The organism is Paramagnetospirillum magnetotacticum MS-1, assembly GCF_000829825.1.
Taxonomy (GTDB): domain Bacteria; phylum Pseudomonadota; class Alphaproteobacteria; order Rhodospirillales; family Magnetospirillaceae; genus Phaeospirillum; species Phaeospirillum magnetotacticum.
In genome coordinates this window covers 213,761-226,398 of the sequence record NZ_JXSL01000025.1, presented here as the reverse complement: position 1 = coordinate 226,398, position 12,638 = coordinate 213,761, and the positions used below count along the sequence as shown (strand labels likewise).

At 63.7% G+C, this 12,638-nt stretch carries 11 protein-coding genes; 10 read left to right on the top strand and 1 reads right to left on the bottom strand.

The window, feature by feature from the left end; all coding sequences use genetic code 11:
* The first annotated feature begins 2 nt into the window (after positions 1-2).
* From CCC_RS08365 to CCC_RS08335, 7 genes are all read left to right on the top strand, one after another.
* Positions 3-776 (top strand): ATP-binding protein, encoded by a 774-nt coding sequence (locus tag CCC_RS08365; protein ID WP_041040735.1) that lies wholly within the window; start codon positions 3-5, stop codon positions 774-776.
* Positions 777-955: 179 nt separating this feature from the next.
* On the top strand, positions 956-1,261 hold the full coding sequence (locus CCC_RS08360) for an STAS domain-containing protein (RefSeq protein ID WP_009870639.1): 306 nt from the start codon (positions 956-958) through the stop codon (positions 1,259-1,261).
* Positions 1,262-1,327: 66 nt separating this feature from the next.
* On the top strand, positions 1,328-3,037 hold the full coding sequence (locus CCC_RS08355) for a methyl-accepting chemotaxis protein (RefSeq protein ID WP_041040733.1): 1,710 nt from the start codon (positions 1,328-1,330) through the stop codon (positions 3,035-3,037).
* Positions 3,038-3,124: 87 nt separating this feature from the next.
* The gene (locus tag CCC_RS08350) at positions 3,125-3,394 is read left to right on the top strand and encodes a hypothetical protein (protein ID WP_009870641.1); all 270 of its coding nucleotides are present in this window, start codon (positions 3,125-3,127) and stop codon (positions 3,392-3,394) included.
* A gap of 104 nt (positions 3,395-3,498) precedes the next feature.
* A complete protein-coding gene (locus CCC_RS08345) occupies positions 3,499-6,393 on the top strand; it encodes a molybdopterin-dependent oxidoreductase (RefSeq protein WP_009870642.1) in 2,895 nt (964 codons plus the stop codon).
* A gap of 2 nt (positions 6,394-6,395) precedes the next feature.
* On the top strand, positions 6,396-7,133 hold the full coding sequence (locus CCC_RS08340; protein ID WP_041040731.1) for a 4Fe-4S dicluster domain-containing protein: 738 nt from the start codon (positions 6,396-6,398) through the stop codon (positions 7,131-7,133).
* Positions 7,134-7,148: 15 nt separating this feature from the next.
* Entirely contained in the window at positions 7,149-8,090 is a 942-nt protein-coding gene (locus CCC_RS08335) for a dimethyl sulfoxide reductase anchor subunit family protein (RefSeq protein WP_009870644.1), read from the top strand.
* A gap of 57 nt (positions 8,091-8,147) precedes the next feature.
* On the opposite strand, the gene CCC_RS08330 is transcribed toward CCC_RS08335, so the two are convergent.
* A complete protein-coding gene (locus CCC_RS08330) occupies positions 8,148-8,339 on the bottom strand; it encodes a hypothetical protein (RefSeq protein WP_009870645.1) in 192 nt (63 codons plus the stop codon).
* Between the two features lie 317 nt (positions 8,340-8,656).
* Here CCC_RS08330 and CCC_RS08325 point away from each other — a divergent pair, with 317 nt between their 5' ends.
* Genes CCC_RS08325 through CCC_RS08315 form a run of 3 tightly spaced genes read left to right on the top strand, consistent with a single transcriptional unit; the run spans position 8,657 to position 12,636 of the window.
* Entirely contained in the window at positions 8,657-9,073 is a 417-nt protein-coding gene (locus tag CCC_RS08325) for a hypothetical protein (protein ID WP_041040729.1), read from the top strand.
* A gap of 51 nt (positions 9,074-9,124) precedes the next feature.
* The gene (locus CCC_RS08320) at positions 9,125-11,416 is read left to right on the top strand and encodes a TonB-dependent receptor (RefSeq protein ID WP_009870647.1); all 2,292 of its coding nucleotides are present in this window, start codon (positions 9,125-9,127) and stop codon (positions 11,414-11,416) included.
* 11 nt (positions 11,417-11,427) lie between these two features.
* Positions 11,428-12,636 (top strand): sialidase/neuraminidase family protein, encoded by a 1,209-nt coding sequence (locus CCC_RS08315; RefSeq protein ID WP_009870648.1) that lies wholly within the window; start codon positions 11,428-11,430, stop codon positions 12,634-12,636.
* The last annotated feature ends 2 nt before the right edge of the window (positions 12,637-12,638 follow it).

The following is a 12,638-nucleotide window of genomic DNA, read 5'->3' as shown; positions in this document are numbered from 1 at the left end:
GCATGCCCACGATCACCATCCCTCCGACCTCCACCTGCCTTGCCGCCGAGCGCAGCCCCTGTCTGGTGGTATCCGCCCCGGTTTCCGAGGATCTGGCCGCCCAATGCCGGGCGCTTGGCATCTTGCTGCACGAAGCCGGTAGCGGCGCCGAGATACCTCCGGCCTCGATCCTGGCGGGCCCCGGCACCACCGAAAATGTCCGCGCCGGTCTTTCTGCCCCCTATTGCGGCTTCCTGGAACTGGGCGCAGAGGGCGTGCTGGGCATCGGACTGCGGTGTTTCGAGACGGTGCGCGGCGGCGGCATGACCCTGTCGCTGCAGACCGCCACCGTCTATCGCCTCGAAACGCTGGAACTGGTGGCCGAGGCTATCCGCGCCAATTTCCACGATTTGGCCCAAGACACGATCGAACTGATCGAGATTTCCCTGGCCGAAGCCCTGTCCAACGCCGTCATCCACGGCAATCTCGGCATCCCCAATCACCTGCGCACCACAGCCGAAGGCTTCGTGGAGTTCCAGAAGATCATGCAGGGGCGCATGGCCGATCCGTCCCTGGCGGGCCGCCGCATCGAAATCAACGTTCAGGCCCGGCGGGCCGACAGCGTTTGCGTCGCGGTCAGCGACCAGGGAGGCGGATTCGATCTGGCGGACAAGCTGTCAGCGGTCACCCATGCCATGGCCAAGAACGGCCGGGGCCTTCCCCTGATTCGCAAGGCAACCCACTCATTGCACGGAGAAGACGGTGGACGGACCCTGGCAATGACATTCGCCAGATAAAGCGATGGTGTTACAAAAAGACTTTTTTCGCCAGATCGCGACACTCGCCTCTTGCAATTGCCCTCGTCCCGGAGGTAAGGCTGTCAGCCTGAACTCGATGATCCTGGGGGCTTTCGGGGCCGTGGGAGAAGTGGACGGCGGCGGGCGGAATCGGGCGTCGAGACGAGGAGGATGGTAGCATGCAGTTTCGCGTAAAGGACGAAGGTACCAGCGTCCATGTGTCCCTTGATGGGCAGCTGAATTTCGCCGCCAACGAGGACTTCCAATCCCTGCTCTCCCAGCTTGGCGGACTGAAGGGGCGTAAGGTCACCTTTGAGATGTCTGGCCTCAGTCATATTGACTCGGTGGGTTTGGGCCTGCTCTACATCGCCCGTGAAGATTTGGCTGAAAATGGCTCGTCCATCAATCTGGCCCATCCGCGCGACAACGTGTTGCGCATGCTGGAACTGACGGAAGCCCACAAGACCTTCGAAATCACGCGCTGACCAGCCGCTTCGGGGGAAGAACGGCTGCCACAGGCCATAGGGGTGGAAACACCCAGGGGAATTCGCATGTCCGCAGGGGTCTGGCAGAATTTAAGCTTGCGCCGGCGATTCATGATCGTGGTCGGGCTGGGCGTCATCGTCATGGCGACGCTGATCGTGGTCTTCATCGCCCGGTTCGAGGAACAGGCCATGGAGCGCAAGCTCCACGAGCTCAGCGTCAACGAGATGACCTCGCTCCACGCGCTGATCGTCAATGTCATGGCCACCCGTCCCGAGGACGGCGACAATATCGGCATCAAGGTCTTTAATAAGTGGTTCGATTCCCGCAACGTCCACTATACGGGCAAGGTTTGGAGCGTGTGGAGCCCCAAGGTCGCCGCCTATATGAAGGACGTGGAACCGGACCGCGCGCCCAAGGCCGCCCAGGACGACATCGACCGCGAAGCCCTGGCGACGGCCAAGCCGGTCGGCCGCCTGGTCGGTGACTCCTACCGCTATTCCATGCCCATCGTTCTGGGCGTCACCGATGGCGCCAAGGACGAGGTCTGCCATTCCTGTCACGGCGGCATGGGACTGACCGATGGCGAAGTCATCGCCGTCCTGTCCTCGTCGCTGTCCACCGCCGCGGAAAAGGCCGAGTTCAACCACATCTTGCTGGGACTGTTGGCCTTTGGCATCGGTGCCACCCTGTTCTCGGTGCTGGGCGTCAAATCGATCCTGACCCGTGTCATCACGCGCCCCATCGGCCGCATGACTACCCTGATGGGCCGCCTGGCCGACGGCGACACCTCGGTGGAGATCGAGGCCCAGGACCGCAAGGACGAGGTCGGCGACATGGCCCGCACCGTCCAGGTCTTCAAGGAACATATGCTGGAGGCCGAGCATCTGAGGGCCGCCCAGGAGGAAGAGCGCATCCGCGCCGCCGAGGAACGGGCGCGGGCCATGCGCGAGATGGCCGACCATTTCGAGGCCACCGTCAATGCCAAGGTGGCCGAGGTGGAGGGCTCCACCACGGGCATCCACAAGACCGCCATGAACATGGCCACCCGCTCGGGCCAAAGCGGCTCGCGCTCGCTCGATGTCAGCGAAGCGGCCAACATCACGACCGAACGCGCCGCCACGGTCTCCGAGGCCACCCGGCGTCTGGCGCAGTCCATCAACGAGATCGCCCAGCAGGTGGACCAGTCCAGCAAGATCGCCCAGCAGGCCGTGGAAAATGTCAACGCCACCGCTGGCCAGATGAGTGGATTGTCCGAGTCGGTCCAAGCCATCGGCAATGTGGTGCAGTTGATCAACGACATCGCGGCCCAGACCAATCTGCTGGCGCTCAACGCCACCATCGAGGCGGCCAGGGCGGGCGAGGCGGGCAAGGGCTTTGCCGTGGTCGCCAATGAGGTCAAGAATCTCGCCAACCAGACGGCGCGCGCCACCGAGGAGATCTCCAGCCAGGTGATGGCGGTGCAGAACTCCACCCTTGAGATGACCGCCTCCATCGAAGGCGTGGTGGAAACCATCCGCAGCATCGACAACATCTCGACGGCCATCGCGATGGCCGTGCAACAGCAGGAATCCACCACCGGCGATATCGCCAGCCATATCGACGAGGTCGCCACCCAGGCCGGGGAAGTGTCGTCTTCCGTCTCGACCCTGTCGCGCTCCTCGGCCCGTTCCTGTGCTGGCGCGGTAAGGGTGATCTGGAGCGCCAAGATCCTGTCCGAGGCGGTTTCCGACCTCAAGAGCGAGGCCGAGGGCTTCCTTCGTTCGGTGCGCGGCTAGGCCCCCGGGCCCGCCCGGACTTTGCGCGAGACTCGCCCCCTATCCCGAAGGTATGATGGAAATCCTTGGGGTGGGAGGACGCGGATCATGGATAGCTGGCATAGCGGTTTGAAGCGGGCTCTTGGCGAAACCATCGGACCCACGACCCTCGGCATCGACGACGCGCTGGCGGCCTCGCGCCAGATCTCGAAGTTCAACCGTCTGTCACGGCATCTTCAGGGCCTCGACGCCATGGCCGCCGCCAAGAAGGGGGTCGGACCGGCGGAGCTGTCGGCCATCCACGGCATGCGCATGTCAGAGATCGCGCCCAAACGCCTCTCTGAACTGTGCGATACCCTGCTGGGCGACAAGACCTGAGCTTCCCCTTTCCCGATTGCCTTATTAGATCCCACTAAAGTAGACTGTCCTAAAAGTCGCCCCGAAACGAGGGCAAGGACAATACCAGGGGGGAGCTAACCCGCATGAGGGATCCTGTCGCCATTGCTGATTCCGATCTCGGCCGGTCGGAGGTCAAGACCACGACCTGCTATATGTGCGCCTGCCGTTGCGGCATCCGCGTGCATCTTCGTGACGGAGAGGTCCGCTATATCGAGGGCAATCCCGATCATCCCCTGAACAAGGGGATCATGTGCGCCAAGGGCGCCTCGGGCATCATGAAGCAGTATTCCCCCGCCCGTCTGACCCGGCCCTTGAAGCGCAAGGAAGGCACCGAGCGTGGTGCTGGCGCCTTCGAGCCCATTTCCTGGGAAGAGGCCTTTTCGACTCTGACCGAGCGGCTGGCCCATCTGCGCGCCACGGACCCGAAGAAGTTCGCGCTTTTTACCGGCCGCGACCAGATGCAGGCCCTGACCGGCCTGTTTGCCGCCAAGTTCGGCACCCCCAATTACGCCGCCCATGGTGGGTTCTGCTCCGTCAACATGGCGGCAGGGATGATCTACACCATCGGCGGCAGCTTCTGGGAATTCGGCGGCCCCGATCTGGAGCGGGCCAAGCTGTTCGTGATGATCGGCACCGCCGAGGATCACCATTCCAATCCCATGAAGCGTGATCTGGCCGCCTTCAAGCGGGCGGGCGGGCGCTTCATCGCCGTCAATCCGGTGCGCACCGGCTATGCCGCCATCGCCGATGAGTGGGTCCCCATCCGCCCCGGCACCGACGGCGCCCTGCTGCTGGCCCTGGTGCGCGAGATCCTGGAAACCGGCCTGTTCGACCGCGACTTCCTGATCCGCTACACCAACGCCGCCGAACTGGTGAACCAGGATGCCGACAGCGACACGTTCGGCCTCTTCGTGCGCGAAGGCAGCGTGCCGGTGCGGCCCGACACCTTCGAGACCCCGGACAAAATGTGGTGGGACCGCGCCAGCGACAAGCCGGTCATCGCGCGCACCAAGGATACCGAGGGCCGCCTGTTCGGCTCTTACACCCTGGAAGACGGCACGCCGGTCAAGCCGTCCATGCAATTGCTGAAGGAACGGGTCAAGGACTACACGCCGGAATGGGCCGAGGGCATCACCGGCATTCCCGCCGACACCATCCGCCGCCTGGCCCATGAAATGGGCATCACCGCCCGCGACCAGACCATCGAACTGCCCATCGCCTGGACCGATTGCTGGGGTACCGAGCACGACAAGATCACCGGCAATCCGGTGGCCTTCCACGCCATGCGCGGCCTTGCGGCGCATTCCAACGGCTTTCACACCATCCGGGCGCTGTCCATCCTGATGACCCTGTTGGGCACCATCGACCGGCCGGGCGGGTTCCGTCACAGAGCGCCTTTCCCGCGCCCCATCCCGCCCTGCCCCAAGCCGCCCAAGGGCCCCCAGGCCATCAAGCCCGGCGAGGCCCTGGTGGGCACCCCCATGGGCTGGCCCGCCGACCCGGACGATTTGTCGGTGGACGCCGATGGCGAGCCCATCCGCCTGGACAAGGCCTTCTCCTGGGAATATCCGCTCTCGGTCCACGGCATGATGCAAAACGCCATCACCAATGCCTGGCGCGGCGATCCCTACCCCATCGACACGCTGCTGCTGTTCATGGCCAACATGGCGTGGAACTCGTCCATGAACACCTCCGAGGTGAGGAAGATGCTCACCGACAAGGACGAGTCGGGCGCCTACAAGATCCCCTTCCTGGTGGTCTGTGACGCCTTCCAGTCCGAGACGGTGGCCTTCGCAGATCTGGTGCTGCCCGATACCACCTATCTCGAACGCCATGACGTGATGAGCATGCTGGACCGGCCCATCTCGGAGTTCGACGGTCCCGTCGATTCCGTGCGTGTGCCGATCCTTCCGCCCTTGGGCGAGTGCAAGCCGTTCCAGGACGTGGTCATCGAACTGGCGACGCGCCTCAAGCTTCCGGCCTTCACCAACAAGGACGGAAGCCGCAAGTTCCGCGACTATCCCGACTTCATCGTCAATTTCGAGACCGAGCCGGGTTCGGGAATCGGCTTCCTGGCGGGCTGGCGCGGCAAGGCCGGCGAGAAGGCCATGGTGGGCGAGCCCAACCCCAATCAGTGGGACCAGTACGCGCGCAACAACAACCACTTCCATTACGAACTGCCGCCCAGCTTCCAGTACATGCGCAACTGGAACAAGGGCTACCTGGAATGGGCCTACCGCCATCGTCTGGTACGCTTCACCGACCCGATCATGCCGCACATCTATTCCGAGGTGCTGCAGAAGTTCCGGCTGGCCGGTGAGGGCAAGTGGAAGGGCAAGCAGCCGCCCGAGCGCCTGCGCGACAGGGTGAAGACCTTCTTCGATCCCCTGCCCTTCTATTACACGCCGCTGGAATGGCGGTGCTCGGACGGGCATGCCTTCCCGCTGTCGGCGCTGACCCAGCGGCCCATGGCCATGTACCATTCCTGGGATTCCCAGAATGCCTGGCTGCGCCAGATCCACACCAGCAACGTCTTGTTCATGCACCCCAAGGTGGGAGCCTTGGGCAATTTCGGCGACACCGATTGGGTGTGGGTGGAAAGCCCGTGGGGCAAGATCAAGTGTCAGGCCCGCTTCACCGAAGCGGTGGAGCCCGGCACGGTGTGGACCTGGAACGCCATCGGCAAGGCCTCGGGCGCCTGGGGCCTGGACTCCGATGCCGACGAGTCACGCAAGGGCTTCCTGCTCAATCACCTGATCAGTGAGGAACTGCCCAACATGGTGGGCAACCAGCACGTCTCCAATTCCGATCCCGTCACGGGACAGGCGGCGTGGTACGACCTCAAGGTCCGCGTCACCAAATGCAAACCGGGGGAGGAAGGGGAAAGCTGGCCCCAGTTCAAACCCATGGAACCGCTGCCCGGCCAGACCATCGGCTTCAAGTCGAAGGTCCGCGCCTTCCTGGCCGGGAGGAAGTGATCATGAGCAAGAAGCAACTCGCCCTGGTTATCGACCTCAATGTCTGCGTCGGCTGCCATGCCTGCGTGACCTCGTGCAAGGAATGGAACACATCGGGCTGGGCCGGGCCGTTGCCCGACCAAAATCCCTACGGCGCTAATCCGACGGGCGTGTTCTTCAACCGCGTCCAGACCTATGAATGCGGCACCTTCCCCAACACGGAAACCATCCACTTCCCCAAATCCTGCCTCCATTGCGAGGAGCCGCCCTGCGTGCCGGTCTGCCCCACGGGGGCCAGCTACAAGCGGGAAGAAGACGGCATCGTGCTGGTGGATTACGACAAGTGCATCGGCTGCAAATACTGCTCGTGGTCGTGCCCCTATGGCGCGCGCGAATTCGATCCGGTCCACGGCGTCATGAAGAAGTGCACGCTGTGCGTCGATCGCATCTACGACAAGACCCTCGACGAAGACCGGCGCAAGCCCGCTTGCGTCCTGGCCTGTCCGGCCAGCGCGCGCATCTTCGGCGACATCAACGACCCCAATTCCGAGGCGGCCAAGGCCATTCGGGATAATGGCGGTTTCCCCCTGATGCCGGAATGGGGCACCAGTCCGGCCAATCATTATCTGCCCCGGCGCAAGACCACCACCACGCTCCATCCGGACGAGTTGGTGCGCGTCGATAACCCGCTGAAGGTGGAAGGCGAGAAACCTCGCCCCGCCTTCACAACGCCGACCATCGACGGCGCGTCCAGCTGGTAAGGGGGAGAGATCATCATGAAGCCCGCATTTTCCGTCATCTTCCTCACCACCCTGATCGGCGCCGGACAGGGCTTGCTGATCGCTTTGACCCTGGGCCAGCTTTACGCTGGCGGGGCCAGCGGCGGCTTTTTCGCCCTGGGCGGGGCCATTGCCCTGGTGCTTCTGTGTCTGGGGCTGGTGGCCTCGGTGTTCCACCTTGCCAATCCCCAAAGGGGATGGCGGGCGGCGACCCGTTGGCGCACCTCCTGGCTGTCGCGTGAAGTAATCCTGATCCCGGTGGTCTGCGGACTGGCCTTCCTTTATGCCGTGATCCACGCCTTCGGCTGGGCCCCGGTGGTCATCCGCCTGGGCAATGGCGCGGTGATGGATCTGCCTCTGGTGCTGGGCCTGCTCACCACCGTGGCGTCCCTGGCGTTGTTCGTCTGCACCGGCATGATCTATGCCTGCGTGAAGTTCATCCGGCAGTGGGCCTCGGGTTGGACGGTCATCAATTACCTGCTGATGGGATTGGCCTCGGGCTTCACCCTGGCCACCGCCTATGCCCAGGTGCAAGACAGCCCGCTGACCGGTTTCATGTCCGGCTCGGCGGTCCTGCTCACCCCGCTGGCCCTGGCAGCCCGCGGGTTCCAGATGTGGCTGAACGCGACCGCCCGGCCGCGCTCTTCCCTGAAAAGCGCCATCGGCGTGCACCATGCCCAAATCCGCCAGGTCACCCAGGGCTTCATGGGCAGTTCGTTCAACACCATCGAATTCGCAGCCCCTGGCGGCGCCGAAACGGTGAAGGGGCTGTCCGTGTTCTTCCTGGCGGTGGCCTTCATCGCGCCTGCGGCGTTGCTGCTGGCCGGGCTGCCGGTCCTGGCCTTCGTCTGCCAGTATGTGGGCCTGCTGGCCGAGCGCTGGGTGTTCTTCGCGGCGGGAAGCCACGTCCAGAGCCTCTATTATCAGGCCAAAGGCTGATCCGAAACGAATCGACCGGAATGCCCCGCCGGGCGTTCCGGTCATCCCCCAAAACCATCAGACGGCGTAGTCCCCCGCCGCCTGGGAATAGAGCTGATCCACCAAAATCCGGGCAACGCCCGGCGTGAGGGAGGCATCGTGCGCCAGCAGGACCGCCCGAGCCGTGTCACGCTCCTCGGCGCAGTCCAGGCCCAGCCGCCGAGCGGCGACGATGGCGCTGCCGATGATCTCGATGAGTGAACCGTTCATACCCTGCCTCTACCGCCACCCAGTGATATTTCCATAGGCAATATCTTGCGGTGCTCAATGACGAGGCGCCACCTGCGAACGGAAAGAATCTGTGAGTCCATGTAGCGAAAATCCACGTTTTCCCACTCAGGGAAGGCCGTCGGAATCCCTTGGCCTGATGGCTTGACCCCCGTCAATTATAACGATTGAACACTATGATATATAGCATATCCATCATATAAGCCGCTGATTCCACACGGGAAAGCGGGTTGACTTTGCAAAATTCGACGCCTAAACCAGTTAACCTATCTTAATATTTTTGTGGAGAAGCCGAGGTCATGAGCGGCGGCGTGTTGCGTCGGAGCGGCTGGTTGCGGGCGATACGGGCCGGAAGGGCCGGTATGGCGCGGCTGCTGCTGCTGGCCTTCGCCCTGCAAATGGCGGTGCCGCTGCTGGATCTGGGCGGTGTGGCCGCCCTGGCCGGAGAGGCGGCTTTACGGGCCGACCTGCAATCCTCGCTCTGTCACGATTCCTCCAGCGATCCTGCTCCGGCCTCCCCGACCGAGGTCAAGCACTGCATCTTCTGCCTGCCCATGGCGGGCGATGCGGCCACGTTGGGGGCCGATGCCCCTCTTTCCATGGCCATGGCATCCGCCGCCCTTCCGGTCACCAGCCCTGATGATCAGGTGCCGCCGGATTCCCGTCCGGCCTTTGCCCGCTCGCGCGCTCCTCCCGCCCATCCTCGCACCGTCTGAGCCTTTGCACTCCCCCATGGGGGAGCATTCCACGGTTTTCGAGGATTCATTATGCCGTTCCAGGTCTCCCGCCGCGCGCTGCTCGGCGCCGGTTCCGCGCTTTATTCCTTTTTCGCTCTGGCCACCGGCGCCCTGGCCGCCGATGACGCCACCGACATGCCCGAAGTGGTGATCCGGGAAAAGACCAACGTGATGGAGAAGTACAAGCTTCCCAACACGGCTGAATCCATCACCCGCGAAAAAATGGCCGACACCGTCAACGTCATCGATCCCGAGGATTCGGTGAAATACATGCCCAGCCTCAGCCTGCGCAAACGCAACAACGGCGATACCCAGGCCGTCCTCATGACCCGCACCTGGGGCTATAGTTCCAGCGCCCGCTCCATGGTCTATGTGGACGACATCCCCATCACGGCGCTGATCGCCAATGATAACTCCAAGGGTGGCCCACGCTGGGGCATGGTGGCACCCGAAGAGATGGAACGGGTCGATATGATGTACGGCCCCTTTGCCGCCCAGCATCCGGGCAATTCCATGGGCGGCGTGCTGCAAATCACCACCCGCATGCCCGACAAGCTGGAAGCCACCGCCAAGCAGACCGAAACGCTGCAGCATTTCAACCTGTACAACACCAAGGACACCTACCGCACCGACCAGAGCAGCGCCACCTTCGGCCACAAGATCGGCGATCTGTCCGTCTTCATCGCCGCCACCAGTACCAACAGCGAATCCCAGCCGGTCAGCGTTCTGACACGCGCCAACACCACTGGCCTGACCAGCACCACCGGCACCATTGCCGCCGTGAGCAAGTCAGGCGGCACGGCCAATGTGGTGGGCATGGGCGGTTTGCTGCGTACCGAGATGCAGAACATCAAGGCCAAATTCGCCTATGATTTCACGCCCGAGATAAAGGCCACTTACACGCTGGGCTTCTGGCAGAACCACGGACGGTCGCGGGTGGAGAGCTATCTGAAGGACGCCAGCGGCGCCTCCACCTTCGGTGCCGCCGACACCACCGGCGCCAATAACGGCGGCACCTTCGCCGCCGCCAATTACATCCTCGAACAGGTCCAAACCTCTCACGCCTTGTCGCTGAAATCCGACACCAAGGGCATGTGGGATTTCGAGGGCAACGTCACACACGTCCATTTCGACCGCGATATCCAAAAGCAACCTCTGGGCACCCTTGGCGGCACCACCTTCACCACCAACGGCAAATACACCCAGATGGACGGCACCAACTGGACCACCTCGGACGTGAAGGGCATCTTCCGCCCCACTGGCCCAGGCGGTGCCCACGAGGCCAGCTTCGGCGCCCATTACGACCGTTACATCCTGGTGGCGCCCACCTACACCACCGCCAACTGGCGCACCGAAGCCCCCATCACCGGCAAGACCACGGATTCACGCGGCGACACCCAGACATATGCCCTGTGGGCGCAGGACGCCTGGAAACTGACCGACACCGTCAAGGCCACGCTGGGCGGCCGTTGGGAGTATTGGGAGTCCTTCAACGGCTATGTCCTGTCAGGCAATACCAGCGCCTATGCCCCGGCCACCAGCCGCACCGCCTTCTCCCCCAAGGCCACCCTGGCCTGGGAGATCGTGCCTCAATGGACGGTGACCGGCCAGGCGGCTAAGTCCACCCGCTTTCCCACCGTCTCCGAACTGTTCATGACCGGCGGCACCGGGGTCAGCACCTCGGTCGCCAATCCCAATCTCCAGCCCGAACGCACCAACAGCTATGAACTGTCCCTGGAGACCACCTTGGGCGAGGGCAAGACCCGCGTCTCGCTGTTCCAGGAGAACGTGACCAACGCCTTGATCAGCCAAAGCAACGTGAACACCACCGGCACCGGCACCAGCACCTATGTCACCAATGTGCTCGAAATCAGGAATCGCGGCATTGAACTGGCCGCCCAGCAGAACAATGTGGTGATTTCCGGCCTGGAACTGGCGGGCAGCCTGACCTATGTGGATGCGGAGATCATCAAGAACCCGGCCTGGGCCTTGGCCACCCAGACGGTTGGCAAGCGGGTACCCAACATTCCCACGCTGCGCGGCACGGTGGCCGCCACCTATCGTCCCACCGACGAATGGGCCTTCACCACGGCGGCCCGCTATCAGGACCGCATGGCCACCACCATGGACAACACCGACTACGTCAACAAGGTCTATGGCTCTTTCGATTCGTTCTTCGTGATCGATGTGCGCGCCCGCTATAAGCACTCAGAGAACCTGGAAGCCGCCCTGGGCATCGATAACGTCAATGATTGCCGTTACATGGAGTTCCACCCCTTTCCTCAGCGCACATTCATCGCCGAGTTGAAGCTGAAGCTGTAGGAGCGCCCGCCATGAAGCCCCGTTTCCTCACCCTGATTATCACCTGCCTTGCCGCCGGATCGGCCTGGGCCGCCGACCATAAGGGCCATGGCCCGACCCTGCCGCCCGGCTGCGCGGCCGAGGAGACGCGGCTGGCCTGCGCCATTCAGGCCACGCCTCATTTCCTGGGCGACGGCACCTTGGTCCTGGGCTGGGTGGCGGGGGGACGGGTGATGGCGGCGCGCTCCTCCGATGGCGGGAAAAGCTTCGAGGCAGCCCAGGCTCTCAACAAGGCGCGGGAAACCATCGACGCCAATGCCGATGCCCGTCTAGCCTTGGCGTCCGATTCCAAGGGCGGCGTCTTCGTAGCCTGGGCCACGCGGGACAAGGCCTATAACGGCAGCCTGGTCCTGGCGCGGTCTCGTGACGGCGCAAAGACCTTCCTGCCGCCCAAGCCCGTGGCCTCGGACCCCGCCAGCCAGCGGTTCCCAGCCCTCGCGGTGGATGGGCGCGACCGTCTGTACATCGCCTGGATCGACAAACGGGGCGCGGCCGCCGCCAAGGCCACCGGTCACCCCCATAAGGGCGGCGGACTGGGTCTGGCCTGGTCCGACGATGGCGGCGAAAGCCTCGCCCATGAGGGCGTCGCCCTGCCCGATATCTGCGAATGCTGCCGCATCGGTCTTGAGCTTAGCCCCGACGGACGCCCGGTGGTCCTGTGGCGTCACATCTTCGAGCCCAATATCCGCGATCACGCGGTGATGGTCTTTGCCGACCGCGACCATCCCGGCCCCATCAGAAAGGTCGCCGAGGACAATTGGCGGGTCGATGCCTGCCCCCATATGGGACCAAGCATGGCGGTGGCCGCCGATGGCTCCGTCCATGTGGCCTGGTACACCGCGGGCACAGCGCGCAAGGGTGTATTCTTCGCATCCGCAGCCGGGCCGGACGCCGCCTTTTCCGAACCTCACCTGCTGGGAAATGCCGCCAACGCGGTGTCGCACCCCCATCTGCTGGCGGTGGCGAAACGCCTGTGGATGGCCTGGAAGGAATTCGACGGCGAAACCACCACGGTTCAGGCCCAGAGCTCCGATGATTCCGGCCGCACATGGTCGGCGCCCCGCCCCCTCGCACAGACCAGGGACAGCTCCGACCGCCCCATCCTGGTCGGCGACGGCAAGCGCGCCTTCCTGTCCTGGGTCACCGGAGCCGAGGGCTGGCGTCTTCTGGCGTTGGATTAGTC

Bases quoted from the DNA above. Each gene is read 5' to 3' on its own strand.
- CCC_RS08365 (WP_041040735.1), top strand. From the start codon at position 3: ATGCCCACGATCACCATCCCTCCGACCTCCACCTGCCTTGCCGCCGAG.
- CCC_RS08360 (WP_009870639.1), top strand. From the start codon at position 956: ATGCAGTTTCGCGTAAAGGACGAAGGTACCAGCGTCCATGTGTCCCTT.
- CCC_RS08355 (WP_041040733.1), top strand. From the start codon at position 1,328: ATGTCCGCAGGGGTCTGGCAGAATTTAAGCTTGCGCCGGCGATTCATG.
- CCC_RS08350 (WP_009870641.1), top strand. From the start codon at position 3,125: ATGGATAGCTGGCATAGCGGTTTGAAGCGGGCTCTTGGCGAAACCATC.
- CCC_RS08345 (WP_009870642.1), top strand. From the start codon at position 3,499: ATGAGGGATCCTGTCGCCATTGCTGATTCCGATCTCGGCCGGTCGGAG.
- CCC_RS08340 (WP_041040731.1), top strand. From the start codon at position 6,396: ATGAGCAAGAAGCAACTCGCCCTGGTTATCGACCTCAATGTCTGCGTC.
- CCC_RS08335 (WP_009870644.1), top strand. From the start codon at position 7,149: ATGAAGCCCGCATTTTCCGTCATCTTCCTCACCACCCTGATCGGCGCC.
- CCC_RS08330 (WP_009870645.1), bottom strand. From the start codon at position 8,339: ATGAACGGTTCACTCATCGAGATCATCGGCAGCGCCATCGTCGCCGCT.
- CCC_RS08325 (WP_041040729.1), top strand. From the start codon at position 8,657: ATGAGCGGCGGCGTGTTGCGTCGGAGCGGCTGGTTGCGGGCGATACGG.
- CCC_RS08320 (WP_009870647.1), top strand. From the start codon at position 9,125: ATGCCGTTCCAGGTCTCCCGCCGCGCGCTGCTCGGCGCCGGTTCCGCG.
- CCC_RS08315 (WP_009870648.1), top strand. From the start codon at position 11,428: ATGAAGCCCCGTTTCCTCACCCTGATTATCACCTGCCTTGCCGCCGGA.